This window comes from Pseudomonas sp. WS 5079, assembly GCF_012985465.1.
In the GTDB taxonomy this organism is placed as follows: domain Bacteria; phylum Pseudomonadota; class Gammaproteobacteria; order Pseudomonadales; family Pseudomonadaceae; genus Aquipseudomonas.
This window is the reverse complement of sequence record NZ_JAAQWN010000002.1, coordinates 450,595-471,336: the sequence shown is the minus strand read 5'-3', so window position 1 is coordinate 471,336 and position 20,742 is coordinate 450,595. Positions and strand designations below refer to the sequence as shown.

16 protein-coding genes are annotated in these 20,742 nt (G+C 62.0%); 10 read left to right on the top strand and 6 right to left on the bottom strand.

Annotated elements, in window-relative coordinates; translation table 11 throughout:
* The first annotated feature begins 4 nt into the window (after nt 1-4).
* The 8 genes from ftsW (at nt 5) to lpxC (ending at nt 9,113) form a co-directional block, all read left to right on the top strand.
* Nucleotides 5-1,216, top strand: coding sequence for a putative lipid II flippase FtsW (ftsW, locus tag HBO05_RS06555; protein ID WP_169956403.1), 1,212 nt, complete (start codon nt 5-7; stop codon nt 1,214-1,216).
* Entirely contained in the window at nt 1,206-2,276 is a 1,071-nt protein-coding gene (gene murG, locus HBO05_RS06550; protein ID WP_169956351.1) for an undecaprenyldiphospho-muramoylpentapeptide beta-N-acetylglucosaminyltransferase, read from the top strand. Before ftsW ends, murG begins: the two co-directional genes overlap by 11 nt.
* The gene (gene murC / locus HBO05_RS06545) at nt 2,269-3,720 is read left to right on the top strand and encodes a UDP-N-acetylmuramate--L-alanine ligase (protein ID WP_029297832.1); all 1,452 of its coding nucleotides are present in this window, start codon (nt 2,269-2,271) and stop codon (nt 3,718-3,720) included. The genes murG and murC overlap by 8 nt, the downstream gene beginning before the upstream one ends.
* On the top strand, nt 3,717-4,688 hold the full coding sequence (locus tag HBO05_RS06540) for a D-alanine--D-alanine ligase (RefSeq protein ID WP_169956349.1): 972 nt from the start codon (nt 3,717-3,719) through the stop codon (nt 4,686-4,688). The genes murC and HBO05_RS06540 overlap by 4 nt, the downstream gene beginning before the upstream one ends.
* A gap of 4 nt (nt 4,689-4,692) precedes the next feature.
* Nucleotides 4,693-5,559, top strand: coding sequence for a cell division protein FtsQ/DivIB (locus HBO05_RS06535; protein ID WP_169956346.1), 867 nt, complete (start codon nt 4,693-4,695; stop codon nt 5,557-5,559).
* Nucleotides 5,560-5,574: 15 nt separating this feature from the next.
* Nucleotides 5,575-6,834 carry a cell division protein FtsA gene (ftsA, locus tag HBO05_RS06530; protein WP_029297837.1) on the top strand — a complete coding sequence of 420 codons (1,260 nt, stop codon included), beginning with the start codon at nt 5,575-5,577 and terminating at the stop codon, nt 6,832-6,834.
* 64 nt (nt 6,835-6,898) lie between these two features.
* A complete protein-coding gene (gene ftsZ / locus HBO05_RS06525; RefSeq protein WP_057444456.1) occupies nt 6,899-8,089 on the top strand; it encodes a cell division protein FtsZ in 1,191 nt (396 codons plus the stop codon).
* Between the two features lie 112 nt (nt 8,090-8,201).
* Nucleotides 8,202-9,113: a UDP-3-O-acyl-N-acetylglucosamine deacetylase gene (lpxC, locus tag HBO05_RS06520; protein ID WP_029297841.1), complete on the top strand. Its 912-nt coding sequence runs from the start codon at nt 8,202-8,204 to the stop codon at nt 9,111-9,113.
* A 156-nt stretch (nt 9,114-9,269) separates the two neighbouring features.
* Here the strand turns inward: lpxC and HBO05_RS06515 are convergent, their stop codons facing one another.
* From HBO05_RS06515 to HBO05_RS06490, 6 genes are all read right to left on the bottom strand, one after another.
* Nucleotides 9,270-10,769, bottom strand: a complete 1,500-nt coding sequence (locus tag HBO05_RS06515; protein WP_169956344.1) for a sensor domain-containing diguanylate cyclase — start codon at nt 10,767-10,769, stop codon at nt 9,270-9,272.
* Between the two features lie 84 nt (nt 10,770-10,853).
* On the bottom strand, nt 10,854-12,176 hold the full coding sequence (locus HBO05_RS06510) for an OprD family porin (protein ID WP_169956342.1): 1,323 nt from the start codon (nt 12,174-12,176) through the stop codon (nt 10,854-10,856).
* A gap of 380 nt (nt 12,177-12,556) precedes the next feature.
* Nucleotides 12,557-13,921, bottom strand: a complete 1,365-nt coding sequence (locus HBO05_RS06505; RefSeq protein ID WP_169956341.1) for a heavy metal sensor histidine kinase — start codon at nt 13,919-13,921, stop codon at nt 12,557-12,559.
* Nucleotides 13,911-14,588, bottom strand: a complete 678-nt coding sequence (locus HBO05_RS06500) for a heavy metal response regulator transcription factor (RefSeq protein WP_169956339.1) — start codon at nt 14,586-14,588, stop codon at nt 13,911-13,913. The genes HBO05_RS06505 and HBO05_RS06500 overlap by 11 nt, the downstream gene beginning before the upstream one ends.
* Nucleotides 14,589-14,597: 9 nt before the next feature.
* Nucleotides 14,598-17,693 (bottom strand): multidrug efflux RND transporter permease subunit, encoded by a 3,096-nt coding sequence (locus tag HBO05_RS06495; protein ID WP_172312097.1) that lies wholly within the window; start codon nt 17,691-17,693, stop codon nt 14,598-14,600.
* Nucleotides 17,690-18,856 carry an efflux RND transporter periplasmic adaptor subunit gene (locus tag HBO05_RS06490; protein WP_170041761.1) on the bottom strand — a complete coding sequence of 389 codons (1,167 nt, stop codon included), beginning with the start codon at nt 18,854-18,856 and terminating at the stop codon, nt 17,690-17,692. Before HBO05_RS06490 ends, HBO05_RS06495 begins: the two co-directional genes overlap by 4 nt.
* Nucleotides 18,857-19,071: 215 nt before the next feature.
* Between HBO05_RS06490 and HBO05_RS06485 the strand changes: the two genes are divergently transcribed.
* Complete coding sequence (locus HBO05_RS06485; protein WP_057438192.1) at nt 19,072-19,305, top strand: hypothetical protein; 234 nt, start codon at nt 19,072-19,074, stop codon at nt 19,303-19,305.
* A gap of 138 nt (nt 19,306-19,443) precedes the next feature.
* Nucleotides 19,444-20,652 (top strand): transporter substrate-binding domain-containing protein, encoded by a 1,209-nt coding sequence (locus tag HBO05_RS06480; protein WP_172312095.1) that lies wholly within the window; start codon nt 19,444-19,446, stop codon nt 20,650-20,652.
* Nucleotides 20,653-20,742: the final 90 nt, after the last annotated feature.

Below are 20,742 nucleotides of genomic sequence, written 5' to 3'. Positions count from 1 at the left end.
GGACCTGAAGAACATTATCAAGCCGTACCCATCGCCGATCATCACTGGGCGCGGGATCGACCTCGACTTCCCAATGCTCGCCGGTTGCCTGGCGCTGCTGGGCCTGGGCCTGGTGATGATCACCTCGGCGTCCTCGGAAGTGGCCGCCGTACAGTCGGGCAACACCCTGTACCACATGATCCGCCACCTGATTTACCTGGTGATCGGCCTCGGTGCGTGCATCGTCACCATGATGATTCCCATCGCCACCTGGCAGCGCCTGGGTTGGCTGATGCTGATTGGCGCCTTCGGCCTGCTGGTGATGGTGATCGTCCCCGGCATCGGTCGCGAGGTGAATGGGTCGATGCGCTGGATCGGCTTCGGCGCGTTCAACGTGCAGCCGTCGGAAATCGCCAAGGTCTTCGTGGTGATTTACCTGGCGGGCTACCTGGTGCGTCGCCAGAAAGAAGTGCGGGAAAGCTGGATGGGCTTCTTCAAGCCCTTCATCGTGCTGCTGCCCATGGCTGGCCTGTTGCTGATGGAGCCGGACTTCGGCGCCACCGTGGTGATGATGGGCGCCGCCGCCGCGATGCTGTTCCTCGGTGGGGTGGGCTTGTTCCGCTTTGCCCTGATGGTCGGGCTCGCCGTGGCGGCCGTAACGATCTTGGTGCAGGCGCAACCCTATCGGATGGCGCGTCTGATCACCTTTACCGACCCCTGGTCCGACCAGTTCGGTTCCGGCTACCAGTTGACCCAGGCGCTGATTGCCTTCGGTCGCGGCGAGTGGCTGGGCGTGGGCCTGGGCAACAGTGTGCAGAAGCAGTTCTACCTGCCGGAAGCCCATACCGACTTCGTGTTCTCGGTACTGGCCGAAGAGCTGGGCGTGGTTGGCTCCCTGGTCACCGTCGGGCTGTTCGTGTTCGTCTGTGTGCGGGCCATGTACATCGGCCTGTGGGCCGAGAAAGCCAAACAATTCTTTGCCGCCTATGTGGCGTACGGCCTGGCCTTCCTGTGGATCGGCCAGTTCTTGATCAACATTGGCGTGAACGTTGGCTTGCTGCCGACCAAGGGCCTGACCTTGCCGTTCCTCAGCTACGGTGGCAGCTCGTTGGTGATCTGCTGTGCCTGTCTCGGCTTGTTACTGCGTATCGAGTGGGAGAGTCGAACCCATTTGGGCAGCGAAGAAATGGAATTCAGCGAGAGCGATTTTGCCGAGGAGCCGACCCATGGGCGCTAACGTGCTGATCATGGCCGGCGGCACCGGCGGCCACGTGTTCCCGGCGCTGGCCTGTGCCCGTGAGTTCCAGGCCCGTGGCTACACCGTGCATTGGCTGGGCACGCCCCGTGGCATTGAAAATGAACTGGTCCCGGCGGCCGGTTTGCGCCTGCATCTGATCAACGTCAGCGGCCTGCGCGGCAAGAGCAAATTGTCCCTGCTCAAGGCGCCGTTCGTGTTGCTCAAGGCTGTGTGGCAGGCGCGCAAGGTCATTCGCGAATTGAAGCCGGTCTGCGTGCTGGGCTTTGGTGGCTATGTCACCGGTCCCGGCGGTGTGGCCGCGCGCTTGGCCGGTGTGCCGGTGATCGTCCACGAGCAAAACGCTGTGGCCGGTACTGCCAACAGGCTGTTGGCGCCGTTGGCGGCACGGGTCTGCGAGGCGTTCCCGAATACGTTTGCGGCCATGGACAAGCGCCGCACCACCGGCAACCCGGTGCGTACCGAACTGTTCATGGACATTGCCCGCCAGGCCCTGGCCGGGCGCAAGGCGCATCTGCTGATCCTCGGTGGAAGCCTGGGCGCCGAGCCGCTGAACAAACTGCTGCCGCAGGCATTGGCGCAGCTGCCTGTGGAGCTGCGTCCCGAGATCTTCCATCAGGCAGGCAAGAATCACGATGAAGTGACCGCCGCCCGCTATCGCGAGGCCGGTGTCGAGGCGACCGTAGAGCCCTTCATCAAAGACATGGCCCATGCCTATGGCTGGGCCGACCTGGTGGTCTGTCGCGCAGGTGCGTTGACCGTCAGTGAACTGGCCGCCGCCGGTCTGCCGTCCTTGCTGGTGCCCTTGCCCCATGCGATCGACGATCACCAGACCCGCAACGCCGAATATTTGGCCGGGGAGGGCGCTGCCTTCCTGCTGCCGCAAAGAACGACTGGCGCCGCCGATCTGGCCGCACGCCTGACTGAGGTTTTGATGCAACCCGAACGACTGAACAGCATGGCGAGCACCGCAAGCCGCCTGGCCAAACCCGACGCCACCCGCAGCGTGGTCGATATCTGCCTGGAGGTGGCCCATGGTTGAGAATCAAAAAGCCATGCCGCAACCGGAAATGCGCCGCATCCGTCGCATCCACTTCGTCGGTATCGGCGGCGTGGGCATGTGCGGGATTGCCGAGGTGTTGCTGAACCTGGGTTATCAGGTCTCCGGCTCCGACCTCAAGACTTCGCCGGTCACCGAGCGCCTGGAATCCTTCGGCGCGCAGATCTTTATCGGCCACCGTGCCGAGAACGCCGCGCAGGCTGATGTATTGGTGGTCTCCAGCGCTGTGAACACCTCCAACCCGGAAGTGGCCACCGCCCTTGAGCGGCGCATTCCCGTGGTGCCCCGCGCCGAGATGCTGGCCGAGCTGATGCGCTATCGCCACGGCATCGCCGTCGCCGGTACCCACGGCAAGACCACCACCACCAGCCTGATCGCCTCGGTGTTCGCCGCCGGCGGCCTGGATCCGACCTTCGTGATCGGTGGGCGGCTGAATGCAGCAGGTACCAATGCACAACTGGGTACCAGCCGTTACCTGATTGCCGAAGCCGATGAAAGCGATGCCAGCTTCCTGCACCTGCAGCCGCTGGTGGCCGTGGTCACCAACATCGACGCCGACCATATGGCGACCTACGACGGCGACTTCAACAAGTTGAAGAAAACCTTCGTCGAGTTCCTGCACAACCTGCCGTTCTACGGTCTGGCCGTGGTGTGCCTGGACGATCCGGTAGTGCGCGAAATCCTGCCGCTGGTCAAGCGCCCGACCGTGACCTATGGCTTCAGCGAAGACGCTGACGTGCGCGCGATCAATGTTCGCCAGCAAGGCATGCAGACGTTCTTCACCGTGCTGCGTCCGGATCGCGAGCCCTTGGATGTGTCGGTGAACATGCCGGGCAACCACAATGTGCTCAATTCCCTGGCGACCATCTGCATCGCCACCGACGAAGGCGTCAGCGATGAAGCCATCGTCGAAGGCCTGTCGGGCTTTGCCGGCGTGGGTCGGCGCTTCCAGGTCTACGGCCAGTTGCCGGTAGACGGCGGCGACGTGATGCTGGTGGACGACTACGGTCACCACCCGACCGAAGTCGCGGCCGTGATCAAGGCTGTGCGTGGTGGCTGGCCAGAGCGTCGCCTGGTGATGGTCTACCAGCCGCACCGCTACAGCCGTACCCGCGACCTGTACGACGACTTCGTAAATGTATTGGCCGATGCCAACGTATTGCTGCTGATGGAAGTCTACCCGGCCGGTGAAGAACCGATCCCCGGTGCCGATAGTCGCAAGCTGTGCAACAGCATCCGCCAGCGCGGGCAACTGGACCCGATCTATATCGAGCGAGGCGTGGACCTGGCGCCGATCGTCAAGCCGCTGCTGCGCGCCGGCGACATCCTGCTGTGCCAGGGTGCCGGTGATATCGGCGGCCTTGCCCCTAAATTGCTGGCGAGCCCGCTGTTTGCTGCCGCCGCTGTACAGGGGAAGTCGAAATGACTGCGAATTACGCCTCCCTGTTCTCCACCATCGCACCTGCCGACTTCGGTCGCGTGGCCGTGTTGTTCGGCGGCAAGAGTGCTGAGCGTGAAGTCTCGCTCAAGTCCGGCAATGCCGTGCTCCAGGCGCTGCAAAGTGCCGGTGTGAATGCCTTTGGTATCGACGTGGGCGATGACTTCCTCGCCCGCCTGCAGGCCGAGAAGATCGACCGCGCCTTCATCATCCTGCACGGCCGTGGTGGTGAAGACGGCAGCATGCAGGGCCTGCTGGAGTGCGCCGGCATTCCCTACACAGGCAGTGGCATCCTCGCTTCGGCCCTGGCCATGGACAAGTTGCGCACCAAGCAGGTGTGGCACAGCCTGGGCATTCCGACGCCGCGTCACAGCGTTCTGTGCAGTGAAGACGATTGTATTTCTGCAGCCAAGGAACTGGGCCTGCCTTTGATCGTCAAACCAGCCCATGAAGGCTCCAGTATCGGCATGGCTAAAGTGAACTCGGCCGCCGAATTGATCGACGCATGGAAAGCGGCAAGTACCTACGATTCGCAAGTGTTGGTGGAACAGTGGATCCAGGGTCCCGAGTACACCATCGCCACCCTGCGTGGCCAGGTATTGCCGCCCATCGCATTGGGCACGCCCCACACCTTTTACGACTACGACGCCAAGTACCTGGCCTCCGATACCCAGTACCGGATCCCGTGCGGGCTCGATGCAACCAAAGAGCAGGAATTGATGGACCTCACGGCGAAAGCCTGTGAGGCGTTGGGTATCGCCGGTTGGGCGCGGGCAGACGTGATGCAGGATGACCAGGGGAACTTCTGGTTCCTGGAAGTCAATACCGCGCCGGGTATGACCGACCACAGCCTGGTGCCCATGGCTGCACGTGCGGCCGGCTTGGACTTCCAGCAATTGGTGCTGGCGATCCTGGCGGCCAGTTATGTGGCCAGTAATGAAGAGGCACGAGGTTAAGACCATGCAAGGCGCATCGCTTCGTCATCAGCAACCCGCACCCGGCCGCAAGCCGGTGCCGCGTGGTGCCAGTCGAATGGTGGCTAAAGAGCCGATGTCGGCGCGCCTGCCGAAAGCCAACTTTGGTTTTCTCAAGGCCCTGTTCTGGCCGGTGCTGTTGGTGGCGTTGGGCTTTGGCACCTATGAAGGTGCACAGCGCCTGTTGCCGTATGCCGACCGCCCGATCACCAAGATCAGCGTGCAGGGCGACTTGAGCTACATCAGCCAGCAAGCGGTGCAGCAGCGGATCGCGCCTTTTGTCGCGGCGAGCTTCTTCACCATCGACCTGGCCGGCATGCGTGCCGAACTGGAACAGATGCCGTGGATTGCCCACGCCGAAGTACGGCGCGTGTGGCCGGATCAAGTGACGATCCGCCTGGAAGAACAACTGCCCGTGGCCCGTTGGGGCGACGAAGCGCTGTTGAACAACCAGGGCCAGGCGTTCAACCCGCGTGAGCTGGCCAACTACGAGCATTTGCCGCAGTTGTTCGGACCACAACGGGCACAGCAGCAAGTGATGCAGCAGTACCAGGCGTTGAGCCAGATGCTGCGGCCACTGGGCTTCTCCATTGCGCGCCTGGAATTGCGCGAACGGGGCAGTTGGTTTTTGACCACCGGGGCAGGCAGTTCCGGCCCGGGCATCGAGTTGTTGCTGGGACGCGACCACTTGGTGGAGAAGATGCGCCGCTTTATCGCCATCTACGACAAAACCTTGAAAGAACAGATTACGAACATTGCGAGCATCGACCTGCGTTACGCCAACGGCCTTGCCGTTAGCTGGCGCGAACCGGCTGCGCCCACGACAGCGCAGCCCGCTGTCGCGAAGAATTAAGAAGAGGCAGGACCCATGGCAAACGTGCAAAGCGGCAAAATGATCGTCGGTCTCGATATCGGCACCTCCAAGGTGGTGGCGCTGGTAGGCGAGGTCGCGGACGACGGCACGCTGGAAATCGTCGGAATCGGCACGCATCCGTCCCGGGGCCTGAAGAAGGGCGTGGTGGTCAACATTGAATCCACCGTGCAATCGATCCAGCGCGCCATCGAAGAAGCGCAACTGATGGCCGGCTGCCGGATTCACTCGGCGTTCGTCGGTGTGGCGGGCAATCACATCCGCAGCCTGAACTCCCACGGCATCGTGGCGATTCGCGACCGTGAAGTCAGCTCGGCCGACCTTGAGCGCGTCCTCGACGCCGCCCAGGCTGTGGCGATCCCGGCTGACCAGCGTGTGCTGCACACCTTGCCGCAGGACTACGTGATCGATAACCAGGAAGGCGTGCGTGAGCCCCTGGGCATGTCGGGCGTACGCCTGGAAGCCAAGGTCCACGTCGTGACTTGCGCGGTGAATGCGGCACAGAACATTGAAAAATGCGTGCGCCGCTGCGGCCTGGAAATCGACGACATCATTCTCGAGCAACTGGCTTCGGCCTACTCGGTCCTGACCGACGACGAAAAAGAGCTGGGCGTGTGCCTGGTGGACATCGGCGGTGGCACCACCGATATCGCGATCTTCACCGAGGGTGCGATCCGTCACACCGCCGTGATCCCGATTGCCGGTGACCAGGTGACCAACGACATCGCCATGGCGCTGCGTACACCGACCCAGTACGCCGAAGAAATCAAGATCCGCTACGCCTGCGCCCTGGCCAAGCTGGCCGGTGCCGGTGAAACCATCAAGGTGCCGAGCGTGGGCGACCGCCCACCGCGCGAACTGTCGCGCCAGGCCCTGGCCGAAGTGGTCGAGCCGCGCTATGACGAACTGTTCACCCTGATCCAGGCTGAACTGCGCCGCAGTGGCTACGAAGATTTAATCCCGGCCGGCATCGTGCTGACCGGTGGCACCTCGAAGATGGAAGGCGCGGTCGAACTGGCCGAGGAAATCTTCCACATGCCGGTCCGCCTGGGCGTGCCCCATGGCGTCAAGGGCCTGGGCGACGTGGTGCGCAACCCGATTTATTCCACCGGTGTGGGCTTGCTGTTGTATGGCCTGCAAAAGCAGACCGACGGCATTTCCCTGTCGGGCATTGGCAGCCGCGAAAGCTATAGCAGTGACGAGCCCAAAGCGCCGTTGCTGGAGCGTCTGCAGGCTTGGGTGAAGGGCAATTTCTAAAGATTTACCGCAACACCGTTTCAAGTAGTAGGCGAAAAAACTAGAGAAATGAAGGAGAGGGAAAATGTTCGAACTCGTAGACAACATCCCCGCAAGCCCGGTTATTAAAGTAATCGGTGTCGGCGGTGGCGGCGGCAACGCTGTCAACCATATGGTCAAGAGCAACATTGAAGGCGTTGAATTCATCTGCGCCAACACTGATGCCCAGGCGCTCAAAAGCATCGGCGCGCGGACCATCCTGCAATTGGGCACAGCCGTGACCAAGGGCCTGGGCGCTGGCGCCAATCCGGAAGTCGGCCGTCAAGCCGCCCTGGAAGACCGCGAGCGTATTGCCGAAGTGCTGCAAGGCACCAACATGGTGTTCATCACCACCGGCATGGGCGGCGGTACCGGTACCGGTGCGGCGCCAATCATTGCCGAAGTGGCCAAGGAAATGGGGATCCTGACCGTCGCAGTCGTGACCCGTCCGTTCCCGTTCGAAGGCCGCAAGCGCATGCAGATCGCCGACGAAGGTATCCGTCTGCTGTCTGAAAGCGTTGACTCGTTGATCACCATCCCCAACGAAAAACTGCTGACCATCCTCGGTAAAGACGCAAGCCTGCTGTCGGCTTTCGCCAAGGCTGACGACGTCCTGGCCGGTGCCGTTCGCGGTATCTCCGACATCATCAAGCGTCCGGGCATGATCAACGTCGACTTTGCCGACGTACGTACGGTCATGAGCGAAATGGGCATGGCGATGATGGGCACTGGCTGCGCCAGCGGTCCTAACCGTGCACGTGAAGCGACCGAAGCGGCCATCCGCAACCCGTTGCTGGAAGACGTGAACCTGCAAGGTGCACGCGGCATCCTGGTGAACATCACCGCCGGTCCCGACCTGTCCCTGGGCGAGTACTCCGACGTGGGTAGCATCATCGAAGCCTTCGCTTCCGAGCACGCGATGGTCAAGGTCGGTACCGTTATCGATCCGGACATGCGCGACGAACTGCATGTGACCGTGGTTGCCACAGGTCTGGGCGCAAAAATCGAGAAACCTGTGAAGGTTATCGACAATACCGTGCACACCAGCCAGGCCTCGGCCGCCGCTCCAGCACCTGCTCGCCAGGAACTGCCGTCGGTGAACTACCGTGATCTGGATCGTCCGACCGTGATGCGCAACCAGGCCCAGGCCGGTGCTGCGGCGTCCCGTAGCCCGAATCCGCAAGATGATCTGGACTACCTGGACATCCCGGCTTTCCTGCGTCGTCAGGCCGATTAATGGAATGTATCAGGGCTATGAAGGTGATTGGTGTTCAGCAAAGGTCTGGTCTGCTATTATCGCCAGCCTTTGTTGATACCAGTTCGCAATTTGCGCTGAAGCGGTCCAAGCCATGATTAAACAACGCACCCTGAAGAATATTATCCGTGCCACAGGTGTAGGTCTGCACTCCGGGGAGAAGGTATATCTGACTCTCAAGCCCGCACCTGTCGACACCGGCATCGTGTTTGTTCGTGCCGACCTGGACCCTGTGGTGCAGATTCCTGCTCGCGCGGAAAACGTTGGCGAAACCACCATGTCGACCACATTGGTCAACGGTGACGTCAAAGTGGACACGGTGGAGCACTTGCTCTCGGCCATGGCTGGCCTGGGCATCGATAACGCCTACGTCGAGCTCTCCGCGTCTGAAGTCCCGATCATGGATGGTAGCGCTGGACCTTTCGTATTCCTGATTCAATCTGCCGGCCTGGAAGAACAGGACGCAGCCAAGAAGTTCATTCGCATTCTGCGGGAAGTGACAGTAGAAGACGGCGACAAGCGCGCCACCTTCGTCCCGTTCGAAGGCTTTAAAGTGAGCTTTGAGATCGATTTCGATCACCCGGTATTCCGTGACCGCACCCAAAGTGCAAGCGTGGATTTTTCCAGCACTTCGTTTGTAAAAGAAGTCAGCCGCGCCCGTACCTTTGGTTTCATGAGTGACATCGAGTACCTGCGCAAGCACAACCTCGCACTCGGCGGCAGCGTGGAAAACGCCATCGTGGTCGACGCGGATGGTGTACTGAACGAAGACGGCCTTCGCTATGAAGACGAATTCGTGAAGCACAAGATCCTCGATGCAATTGGTGACCTCTACCTGCTGGGCAATAGCCTGATAGGCGAGTTCAAAGGCTTCAAGTCGGGCCATGCACTGAACAACCAGCTCCTGCGCAAGTTGATTGAGCAGAAAGACGCTTGGGAAGTCGTGACCTTCGAAGATGCCAGCACCGCACCGATCTCTTACATGCGTCCCGTTGCGGCGGTGTAAGTAACAACTCTCTTTCTTTAGTTTTTAAAGGCTGCCTTCGGGTGGCCTTTTTTTATTGGCAAACATCCCGCTGTAGGAGCCGGCTTGCCGGCGATGAGGCCCCTGAACCTTGCACCGACCATCCGGCCGCCATCGCCGGCCAGCCGGCTCCTACATTCAAGGCGCCAGCAGTGTGGCCGCATCGACCACGCGGTTGCGCCCACTATTTTTCGCCTCATACAACGCCCGGTCAGCACTGAGCAGCAACTGCTCCAATGACGCGCTGCTGCGTTTGTCCCAGGTGCTCAAGCCGATACTCACCGTAACTGGCTCACTATCACCCGCAACCGGCGGCAAGTGCTGGATCCCCTGGCGGATACGCTCAGCAATCGCCCGGGCACCGCTGGCGTCGGTATGCGGCAGGATCACCGCAAACTCTTCACCGCCATAGCGCGCCGCGAGGTCGGCCGGGCGGCGGATGTGGCTGCCGATCACCTGTGCCACGCTGCGCAACGCTTCGTCGCCGCCCTGGTGGCCGTGGCGGTCGTTGAAGGCCTTGAAGTGGTCGACGTCGATCATCAACAGGGCCAAGGGCTCGGTCGAGCGGCGCGCGCGCTCCCATTCCAGGGCCAGGCGCTGGTCGAGGATGCGGCGGTTGGCCAGGCCGGTCAGGCCGTCGGTGGCTGCCAGTTCTGACAGTACTTTCTCGGCACGGTAGCGACGCCGCAGTTCCAGGCGCAACATCCAGCTCAGCCACAGCAGGCCCACACACAACACCCCGGTGGCCCCCGCCGTCAGCCACGCGGCGCGTTGCCAGGCGGCGAATACATCGTCGCTGGCCAAGGCCACTACCACGATCAATGGCAACCGGCCCACATTGGTAAAGGTGTAGAGCCGTGGGGTGCCACTGATCGCAGAGATGGCCCGGAAGCTGCCGCTGCCTTCTTGCAGCATGCGCTTGAAGTTGGGGCGTGAGCTCAGATCCTTGTCGATCATGTCCCTCTCGAGCAGGGGTTGCTGGGCCAGCAGGATGCCCTGGTTGTTCAGCAGATTGATGGTGTTACCGCTGCCGATGGTCAGGCTGCTGAACAATTGGTCGAAATATGCCAGGCGCATGGTCGCCACGGCCACCCCGGCAAACTCACCGTCGGGCCCGGTCACGCGGCGGCTGAAGGCGATGCGCCAGATCTGCTCGCAATCACAGCGGATCTTGAACGGGCGGCTGATAAACAGCCCGGCGTCGGGGTTCTGTTGATGGACCTGGAAATAGTCGCGGTTGGCGAAGTTGCGCCGCGTGGGTGCCAGTGTGGATGAGTCGGCAAGCACCGCGCCCTGGGCGTCCAGCAGCAAGACTTCGCCTTTGTACGGCGCCGCAGTGGACTGGTCGAATTGCAGTTGGTGCCGCACATCCCCCGGCAGCCCTGACATGTCCTTGCCGGCTGCCGCAATCAGGCCTTGCAACGCCAGGTCATAGAGCTCGACGTTGCGCAGCACATCGGCATTGATCAACTGGGTGATATTGCTGGTGGAGCGCTGGGCGGTCTGCAGTGTGCTGGCATGTTCGCGGATCAGCAGCACGGCAACGATGATCAGGATCAGGGTAACTGTGAGACCACTGCCCAGAATCAGCAAAAGCTCCGGGCGTGCAGGCAGGTTAAGGGCGCGGCGTTGACTCATCGGACTGACTTCGGCGGTGACGATGATGGCAGTTTAGTTCCGCGCGCATTAAATTAAGTCATTGGCGAAAAAGATAATTGGCCGTCAGAACACATTGATCGGGTAGTCGATGATCACCCGATACTCATCCACATCGCGGTCCACCGCCGAGTAGCCATTGCTGCCTCGGTTGGTAGCCCATTGCAGGCGCACCGCCAGGTCCTTGGCCTTGCCGCCCTGCACCACGTACTTGAGGTCGATATCGCGCTCCCAGTGCTTGGCGTTCTTGCCATCGGCGCTGTACCAGGCCGAGTAGCCGCGGCTGTTGGGGTCGACTTTGGTGAGGTCGGTCTTGCCGCTGATGTAGGACACCGCCGAGGTCAGGCCGGGTACGCCAAGACCAGCGAAGTCATAGGCGTACTTGAGTTTCCACGAGCGCTCGTTGGGGCCGTTGAAGTCCGAGTATTGCTGGGAGTTGTCCAGGTACACGCTGTCGCCCTGGGCGATGTAGTCGAACGGCGTGTTGCCATTGACCCGCTGGTACGCGGCCGTGACGCTGTGATTGCCCACGCCCACGGTGAAATGCAGGCTGTAGGTGTTGTTGTCGATATCCCCCAGCAGGGCATTGCCGGTGTCTTGGGTGTGGTAGAAGTGCAGGCCCGGGTTGAGGCTGACCAGGTCATTGAGCGCGTAGGTGTAGTCCAGGTCGTAGTAGTACTGGTTCCACACGTCCTTGAGTTCGGAGGCGTACAGGTTGCTGGTCAGCCCTGGCAGACCGCTCCACGCCACGCCGGCCCAGTTCATGTGCTGGCTGTCCTGGCCCTTGGGCAGTGCGCCATAGCTGGTGCCGATGCGCCCATGGCCACTCTGGTTGTAGAGCTTGGCAAAACTGGCCTGGCCGCCTTCGAACATCCAGCCGTCAAGGCTGTGGTTGGTCAGGCTGACGCCACGAAAGGTCTCGGGCAGCATGCGCGTCATGCCGCCAGCAATCACCGGGTTGTTGAGGAACAGGTCGCCGGCCTTCAGCTCGGTATCCAAGGCGCGGATTTTCAGGGTGCCGCCACCGGTAGAAAACGAGCCCGGCGCTTTGCCGCTGCCGCTGCCGTACGGCAGGATGCTGGAGCCGTCGGTACCGCCACCGCCGTCCAGCTTCAGGCCGAGCATGCCATGCACATCCAGGCCCAAACCCACGGTGCCCTGGGTGTAGCCGGACTCGAAGATGCCGAGAAAGCCTTGGCCCCACTCTTTGCTGTCGTTGATGTGAATGTCGCGGCGGTCGCGATTCATGTAGTAGTTGCGGGTGTTGATAGTGAGGCTTGAACCTTCGACGAATCCGTCGGCGGGAGGGGCATCTGCTGCAAGGGCGAGCGGGGAGATAGTTGCTGCAATCGCGAGGAATAACGGGGTGAATGTCAGCGCGGGTTTCACCGGGGGAGCTCCTTTGGGTAAGTCTGAACGGCCAATGTCGTGGGGTGTTCCTGGCCTTTTTTACGGCAAAAAAAAGCCGCTGAAGTCAGCGGCTTTAAGACAGATTCCCAGTGTAGAGCCCTGGAAATAAGTCGAGGGAAATGGCAGGGCGGGTCGGCTGTCTTTGCCGTCTCGCTCGTCGATGCGACATATTGGCGCAGGCGAGCGGTACGGTACAGAGTGTAACAAGATAATGACTGTTGCCCAAACCGCAACAGTCAAGATATCGAAGATCAACTGTAGGAGCCGGCTTGCCGGCGATAGCAGTGGATTAGTGATGAATAAGTCGACTGACTGGCCGCCATCGCCGGCAAGCCGGCTCCTACAGTAGGCCGAGGTGTTTATACGGGCAGGCTGATGCCAAACGTATTGCCCCCGTGCTCACTGCGCACAAACACATCCCCGCCATGCATCAACGCAATTGCCTTGACGATCGCCAGCCCCAACCCATGATTGGCCCCGCTGTTGCTGCGCGAGGCGTCGACGCGGTAGAAGCGCTCGAACAAGCGGGGCAGATGCTCGCTGGCAATCAGCTCACCTGGATTGGTCACGCCAATCAGCACCTGTTGCTCCTGCGCTTCAATCCGCACCTCGATCACCTGCCCCGGCGAGGTGTGCTGCACGGCATTGTTCAGCAGGTTGATCAGGGCCCGGCGCAAATGGGCTTTTTCGATCCGGACCAAGGCATCGCCGACCACCGTGACCTGCACCTGGGCGTCTTCGAGGATGAAATCCAGGTAGTCGAGGGTGGTCGCCACCTCATCGGCCAGGGAGCTTTCGATCAGCTTGGTGGCCTTGCTGCCCTGGTCGGCACTGGCCAGGAACAGCATGTCATTGATGATCGAGCGCAGGCGCTCCAACTCTTCCAGGTTCGATTGCAGGACCTCGAAGTAATGCTCGGCCGAGCGGCCACGGGTCAGCGCAACCTGGGTCTGGCCGATCAGGTTGGTCAGCGGCGAGCGCAGTTCGTGGGCTACGTCGGCATTAAAGGATTCCAGGCGCGAGTACGCGGTTTCCACGCGCTCCAGGGTCGAGTTGAAGGAGTTGACGAACTGCTTGAGCTCCGGCGGCAACGGTGACAACTGCAAGCGCCCGGACAGTTTTGGCGGTGCCAGTTTTTGCGCTTCGTCCGAGAGTTTGATCAAAGGCTTGAGACCGATGCGCGCGACCCAAAAGCCCAGCAGCGAAGCCAGCACTACGCCGACAAACGCCAGGCTGATCAACGCCATCAGCAGATGGTGCTGGGTGGCGCGGAAGTTGGCGGTGTCGATGGCGATCATAAAGCGCAGCGGCGGGCGCTGGTCTTTGGCCGGGAACTGGCTGACCAGCACCTTGAACGGATACGCATGCCCCGGCAGGTACAAATCACGCTTGCCCGTGGGGCCGGCGGCGAATTCGCGGATGCGTGCGTCCGGGTTGCCGTATTCGTAGGTCGGGTCACTGCTCACCACCCAGAAACGAATCCGTGTGTCCTCTTCCCCCAGCAGCTTGAGTTTGCTGGTCATCTTCACCCAGTGATCCGGCGTGCCGAAACGCGTGATCGACGACTCCAGCACACTGTAGCGCGCATCCAGCTCGGCCCCCGGCAACAAGCCCAGGCCACGGTCCACCTGCTGGTACAGCGCGCCGCCGATCAGCAGGAAAATCACCAGCGCGACCAGGGTGAACATGCCGCTCAGGCGCAGGGCAATCGAGTTACTCGACACTGCGGTTCTCCAGCACATAGCCCATGCCACGAATAGTGTGCAGCAGCTTGTGTTCGAAGGGCCCATCGAGCTTGGCCCGCAGGCGCTTGATCGCCACTTCGACCACATTGGCATCGCTGTCGAAATTGATGTCCCAGACCATTTCTGCAATCGCCGTCTTGGACAGGATCTCGCCCTGGCGCCGGGCCAGGACGCTGAGCAGCGAGAACTCCTTGGCGGTCAGGTCCAGGCGCAGGCCGGCGCGGCTGGCCTTGCGGCTGATCAGGTCGATCCACAGGTCGGCGATGGTCACCTGCACCGGTTCATGCCCGCCGCTGCGGCGGGTCAGGGCTTGCAGGCGTGCCACCAGTTCGAGGAAGGAAAACGGCTTGCCCAGGTAATCGTCGGCCCCTTCGCGCAGGCCACGAATGCGGTCTTCCACACGCTCGCGGGCGGTGAGCATGATCACCGGGGTCTGCTTGCGTGCCCGCAGTGCGCGCAGCACGCCAAAGCCGTCGAGGCCGGGCAGCATCACATCGAGCACGATCACCGCGTAGTCGCTCTCCAGGGCCAGGTGCAGGCCCTCGATGCCGTCGCGGGCCACGTCCACGGTGTAGCCTTGTTCCGTCAGCCCGCGATGCAGGTAGTCGGCGGTTTTTTCTTCGTCTTCAATAATCAGGACGCGCATGACCCCGCCTCAATGTGTGGTCGCCAGCCCAGGGGCCGGTGTGGGTCTATGGAAAAGTTTCTCAAGGTACAAGTATATGACCGGCGTGGTGAACAGGGTCAGCGCCTGGCTCACCAGCAACCCGCCGACCACCGCGATGCCCAACGGCTGGCGCAATTCCGCGCCGGGACCTGCGCCGAGCATCAGCGGCACCGCGCCCAGCAGGGCGGCGAGGGTGGTCATGATGATCGGCCGAAAGCGCGTGATACAGGCCTCGTAAATCGCATCGCCAGGCGCCAGCCCGCGAACGCGCTGGGCCTCCAGGGCAAAGTCGATCATCAGGATGCCGTTTTTCTTGACGATGCCGATCAACAGCACCAACCCGATCAACGCCATGATGGAAAAGTCCTGGCCCAGCAGCCACAGCATGATCAACGCACCCAGGCCGGCAGAGGGCAGGGTCGAGATGATGGTCAGCGGGTGCACGAAACTCTCATACAGCACGCCGAGGATGATATAGACCGCCACCAGCGCCGCGAGGATCAGCCACGGCTGGCTGGCCAATGAACTCTGGAACGCCTGGGCCGCGCCCTGGAAATTGCCGATGATGGTGCTCGGCATGCCGATCTCGTTCTTCGCCTGATCGAGCATGATCACCGCGTCACCCAGGGCCACGCCCGGCGCCAGGTTGAACGACAGGTTGGCCGCCGGGAACATGCCGTCATGGCTGATGGACAACGGCCCGACCGTCGGCGGATCGACCTTGGCCAGCGCCGACAGCGGCACCATTTCGCCGCTCAGGGGCGAGCGCAGGTAGAAGTAGTTCAGGCTCTCGGCCTTGCCCCGTTGCTGGCTGTCCAGCTCCAGCACCACTTGGTACTGGTTGGTCTCGGTCTGGAACTCATTGACCTGGCGTTGGCCGAACGCATCGTACAGCGCCTGGTCGACATCGGTGGCGGTCAGGCCGAAACGCGCGGCGGCTTGGCGGTCGATGCTGATGTGGGTGATGCTGCCGCCCAGTTGCAGGTCGTTGGACAGGTCGCGAAAGGCCGGGTTGGCGCGCAGTTTTTCGGTGAGGCGCTGGGTCCAGGTGTTCAGGGTCGCACCATCGTTGCTCTTGAGCACGTACTGGTACTGGCTGCGGCTGGGTCCGGAGCTGAGGTTGATGTCCTGGCCGGCGCGCAGGTACAGCACGATCCCCGGGACCTGGGCCAGCTTGGCGCGGATCCGGTCGATAAACTGGCTGGCGGACACGTCGCGATCACCGCGATCCTTCAAGGCAATCCAGAAGCGGCCGTTGGCGATGGTCTGGTTGCTGCCGGTCACGCCCACCGAGTGAGAAAAGTTTTCCACAGCCGGGTCAGCCTTGATGATCTCGGCCAGGGCCTGGTGCTTGGCCACCATATCCGGGTAGGACACATCGGCCGCCGCCTCGCTGGTGCCAAGAATGAAACCGGTGTCTTGTACCGGGAAAAACCCCTTGGGGATAAACACGTAGCCGGCCACGGCCAGGCCCAGGGTCACGACGAAGATACCGAGCATCGTGCGTGGATGGGCCAGCGCCCGGCGCAGGTTCCTCGCGTAACCGGCCAGCAGGCGTTCGCCAAACCCTGGCTTGTCATGGGGGTGGTGGGTCGGGGCGCGCATAAACTGCCCGGCCAGCATCGGCGCCAGGGTCAGGGACACCACCACCGAAATCAGGATGGTCGAGGTCGCGGTCAAGGCAAATTCCTTGAACAGGCGCCCGACCACGCCCCCCATGAACAGCAACGGGATAAACGCCGCCACCAGCGAGAAGCTGATGGACACCACGGTAAAACCGATCTCGCCGGCGCCCTTGATCGCTGCTTCACGCTTGTCCAGGCCGGCCTCAAGGTGACGGTGGATGTTCTCCACCACCACAATCGCATCGTCCACCACAAACCCCACGGCAATCACGATGGCCACCAGGGTCAGGTTGTTCAAGCTGAAACCCATCACGTACATCAAGGCAAAACTGGCGACCAGCGAGACCCCGAGCACACTGGATACAATCAGGGTCGCCGACCACTGGCGCAGGAACAGCGCCATCACCGCCACCACCAGCAACACCGCGATCAACAAGGTGATTTCCACTTCATGCAGCGAGGCACGAATGGTCTTGGTGCGATCCGACAACGAGCTGACGTCCACCGACGCCGGCAGCATCGCCTGCAAGCGCGGCAGCTCGGCCTGGATGCGGTCCACGGTGTCGACGATATTGGCCCCCGGCTGACGGAAAATTACCAGGTTGACCCCCGGCGTATCACCGGACCAGGCCTGCACGTAGGCGTTTTCCGAACCGTTGATCACCCGTGCCACGTCGCGCAACTGCACCGGCGCGCCGTCCTTGTAGGAAACAATCAGGTCGCCGTATTCCTCGGGGTGGAACAGTTGGTCGTTGGTCGACAGCGTCGACACGCTGTCGCGCCCATACAGCGCGCCCTTGGCCAGGTTCAGGCTCGATTGCTGGAGGACCAGGCGGATGTCGGCCAGGGTCAGGCCGATGGCGGCGAGTTTGTCCGGCGAGGCCTGCACGCGAATCGCCGGGCGTTGCTGGCCGGTGATGCTGATCTGGCCGACCCCGTCGATCTGGCTGATCTGCCGGGCCAGCAAGGTTTCCACGTAGTCGCTCAGTTCGGTGCCGGGCATATTGTTGGAGCTGATACTGAGGATCAGCACCGGGCTGTCCGCCGGGTTGACCTTGCGCCACGTCGGCAGGTTGGGCATGTCGCTGGGCAACTTGCCGGCTGCGGTGTTGATCGCCGCCTGTACTTCCTGGGCGGCGGTATCGATGCTCTTGTCGAGAGTAAATTGCAGGGTCAGGAGGCTGGAGCCCAGGGCGCTGCTTGAGGTCATCTGGGTCATGCCGGGGATGGCGCTGAATTGCACTTCCAGGGGCGTTGCCACAGAGGACGCCATGGTATCGGGGCTGGCGCCGGGCAGTTGGGCGGTGACCTGGATCGTCGGGAACTCCGCCTCCGGCAAGGGCGCGACGGGCAGGCGCGGAAAGGCGATCAAGCCCAGCAGTACCAGGGCAAAGGTCAGCAGCAGGGTCGCGACCGGATGGTCGACGCACCACGTCGATACCGAGCCACGGCCCTTCATGGCTGGGCCTGCGCTTGGGCGGTCTGGATCACTTGCGGCGGCTCCTTGAGCACCTCCACCTGGGCGCCGGCCTTGAGGCGTGACTGGCCGTCGCTGACCAGCACATCACCGGCCTGCACGCCGGTGACAATCGTCAATGCGCTGTTCTGATAGGCCACGTGCACCGGCACCACGTCCACCTTGTCGCCATTGAGGCGGTACACGAAGTGCGAGTCCATGCCGCGCTGGACCACGGTCGGCGGCACCACCAGGGCGGCCTTGTCGAGGGCGGTCTGAATCTTCACCGTGACCAGTTGCCCCGGCCACAGCGTTTGCGTGGCATTGCTGAACTCGGCCTTGGCGCGGATGGTGCCGGTGGTGGCGCTGATCTGGTTATCGATCAGGCTCAGGCGGCCTTCACCGAGCAGCACCGCCGCCGGGCTATCGGTGTCGGCGCCGAGGAAGGCATCGACACTGGCCGGGTGCTGCGCGGCGATCAGGCCTTGCAGGGTCGGCAGCATCTGTTGCGGCAGGGAAAACTCCACGGCGATCGGGTCGATCTGCGTCACCGAGAACAGGCCTTGGGCATCGCTGGTACGCAGGAAGTTGCCTTCATCCACATTGCGAATCCCCACCCGACCGCTGACGGGGGAGCGAATCTGCGTGTAGGAAAGCTGGACCTGAGCTGCATCAATCGCCGCCTGGTTGCCCAGGGCGGTGGCCTTGAGCTGGTTGACCAGGGCTTGCTGCTGGTCGTAAGTCTGCTTCGACACGCCGTCGTCGATGCTCAACTCCTTGTAGCGCTTGAGATTGACCTGCGCCACCTGCAGCTGCGCCTGGCTTTCGCCCAGTTGGGCCTTGGCCTGGTCGAGGCTGGCGCGGATCGCCCGGTCATCGATGCTTGCCAGCAGGTCGCCGGTTTTTACCAATTGCCCTTCCTTGACCAGCAGTTTGGTGAGGATGCCGTCGACCTGCGGGCGAATTACCACACTGTGCAGCGACAGCACCGAGCCGATGCCGCTGACAAATCGCGGGATGTCCTGCTGCGTGACGCTGACCACCCGCACCGGGATCGCAGTCGAGGCAGACAGCTTGGTCTTGGCCGGCCGGGTCGAGACCCAGGCCACGACCGCCAGGGCCACGACGGCGAGCACAATCAAGGTGGTTTTGCGTTGAATGTGCATGGGCTCGCGGCGTCCGGACAGAGAATGGGAAGAGTGGAGGTTCTTTATAGCCTGCAAACCCGGTCAGCAAAGTGACCGTTAACTGACAGCGCTGTCAGCAAAGGTCGACAATTGGTACAGGCGGTGGTTAAAGATCCAGGGCGCGCAGGTATACTGCGCGCCAGTGTGGCCCGCAAGTCGGGCCCGCGTCATTTTTTGCACGCCCCGGAGCTTCCATGAATTCCCCGACACAACCGCCTGTTGAAAGCGCCGAACTCGCTGATCCAGACAGCCTCGACAGTGAAGCTAAACCGGTGATCCCGGCCTTCAAGTTCCCTTTCAAACCGGGTGAACTGGCCGGGGCGAAAGACAGCAATCAGCCGTGGTACAAAAACGGCGCGAAGAACGGCCACACCAAGACCCCCGGCATGGCGCCGCCGGGCACCCGTCGTTCGATGGGCAAACGCTGACTGCCTACAGCTCTTGCTGACTTTTCGCCTTGTCGGCCCATGACCTTTTCTTGAAAGCTTTCTCGATTCCCCTTCGCCGCGTCTGGTTGGCAGAAGTACCGGTTGAGGGAGCGGGTCTTTCAAGAAAGGGACTTCTTCATGGCTTTGGCAAAGATCTTCGTTTTATCCGTTGGGTCGCTGCTGTCGGGTGGTTTGTTTATAGGCGCAGCGACAGCTGCTGCAGCGCGCAGCGAAATCCGCTTCGCAATCTCCCCACTGTTTCCCCCCTATGAAAGCCGCGATGCCCAAGGCCAGTTGGTAGGCCTGAACATCGAGTTGGGCAATGCCCTGTGCGCCCAGCTCGACGCCCGTTGCACCTGGGTCGACCAGATTTTCACCCTTAGCATCGACGCCCTGGAAAGCCGGCGTTTCGATGCAATCATGGGCATGGCTTCAACCCCCCAGCGCCGGCAGTTGATCGACTTTACCGACGACCTGTACCCCCTCACCACACACCTGGTAGCCCGCAAGTATTCCGGCCTGCTGCCTACGGTGCGTGCCCTCAAGGGCAAGCGCGTGGGAGTACTTACCGGCAGCAATCGCGAAGCCTTTGCCCTGGCGCAATGGGCGCCGGCGGGCGTGATCATCAAGAGCTACTGGCTCAACGACCAGTTAATCCGCAGCCTGGTGGCCGGTGATATCGACGCGACGCTGCAAGGCACCGCCGAAATCCGCCAGGAGCTGCTCGACACCGAGCAGGGGCAGCCATTTGATTTTGTCGGCCGGCCGGTCACTGGCCAACAGATGGGCACCGCCGTGGCCATCGGTGTGCGCAAGTCCGACCCGCAATTGCGCGGTGACCTCAACCGGGCGCTGGAGCAGCTCAAGCAGAGCGGCGAGCACCAGCGCATTCTCCAGCGCTATCTGCAGGAGGAGCCCGAGACGGCAGCGGCGCCGGAGGGCGACGGACCACACTTTTACCCCACTGAAATTGCGCTGCCTTTTTCCGAGGCAGTACGGGTTGGCAACACGCTGTACATTTCCAATATTGCGGGGCTGGATGTTCGCGGCAACCCGGTGAAGGGTGGCACTGGCGCGCAGATGAAGCAGGTGATGAAGACCCTGCACGACCTGTTGGAGCGTCATCATTCCTCGTTGGACCGGGTGGTCAAGTGCACCTTGATGCTGGCCGACCTGGATGACCTGGCCCTGGTCAACGAGGTGTACCTGGGCTACTTCGACCGTAGCCGGTTGCCCGCCCGCAGCGTACTGGCGGTGCGCCGCTTACCGCGCAGCGCGCGGGTGGCGCTGGAGTGCGTGGCCCTGATCGAGGAGTACCGCGAGCCGGAGGCAGCGGTAGCCAACTAAATGCGTGGAACATGAGCTGGATCAGTATTTGCTCAACCGGTGCGCTTAGAGTCGGTGCCCCTGCCGACTCCCTCAATAACCCCCGAGCGC

Excerpts from the sequence above, each read along its gene's own strand:
- HBO05_RS06490 (WP_170041761.1), bottom strand. The coding sequence starts at position 18,856 with ATGCACATTCAACGCAAAACCACCTTGATTGTGCTCGCCGTCGTGGCC.
- HBO05_RS06485 (WP_057438192.1), top strand. The coding sequence starts at position 19,072 with ATGAATTCCCCGACACAACCGCCTGTTGAAAGCGCCGAACTCGCTGAT.
- murC (WP_029297832.1), top strand. The coding sequence starts at position 2,269 with ATGGTTGAGAATCAAAAAGCCATGCCGCAACCGGAAATGCGCCGCATC.
- HBO05_RS06495 (WP_172312097.1), bottom strand. The coding sequence starts at position 17,693 with ATGAAGGGCCGTGGCTCGGTATCGACGTGGTGCGTCGACCATCCGGTC.
- HBO05_RS06480 (WP_172312095.1), top strand. The coding sequence starts at position 19,444 with ATGGCTTTGGCAAAGATCTTCGTTTTATCCGTTGGGTCGCTGCTGTCG.
- HBO05_RS06500 (WP_169956339.1), bottom strand. The coding sequence starts at position 14,588 with ATGCGCGTCCTGATTATTGAAGACGAAGAAAAAACCGCCGACTACCTG.
- ftsZ (WP_057444456.1), top strand. The coding sequence starts at position 6,899 with ATGTTCGAACTCGTAGACAACATCCCCGCAAGCCCGGTTATTAAAGTA.
- lpxC (WP_029297841.1), top strand. The coding sequence starts at position 8,202 with ATGATTAAACAACGCACCCTGAAGAATATTATCCGTGCCACAGGTGTA.
- HBO05_RS06540 (WP_169956349.1), top strand. The coding sequence starts at position 3,717 with ATGACTGCGAATTACGCCTCCCTGTTCTCCACCATCGCACCTGCCGAC.
- HBO05_RS06535 (WP_169956346.1), top strand. The coding sequence starts at position 4,693 with ATGCAAGGCGCATCGCTTCGTCATCAGCAACCCGCACCCGGCCGCAAG.
- murG (WP_169956351.1), top strand. The coding sequence starts at position 1,206 with ATGGGCGCTAACGTGCTGATCATGGCCGGCGGCACCGGCGGCCACGTG.
- ftsA (WP_029297837.1), top strand. The coding sequence starts at position 5,575 with ATGGCAAACGTGCAAAGCGGCAAAATGATCGTCGGTCTCGATATCGGC.
- HBO05_RS06515 (WP_169956344.1), bottom strand. The coding sequence starts at position 10,769 with ATGAGTCAACGCCGCGCCCTTAACCTGCCTGCACGCCCGGAGCTTTTG.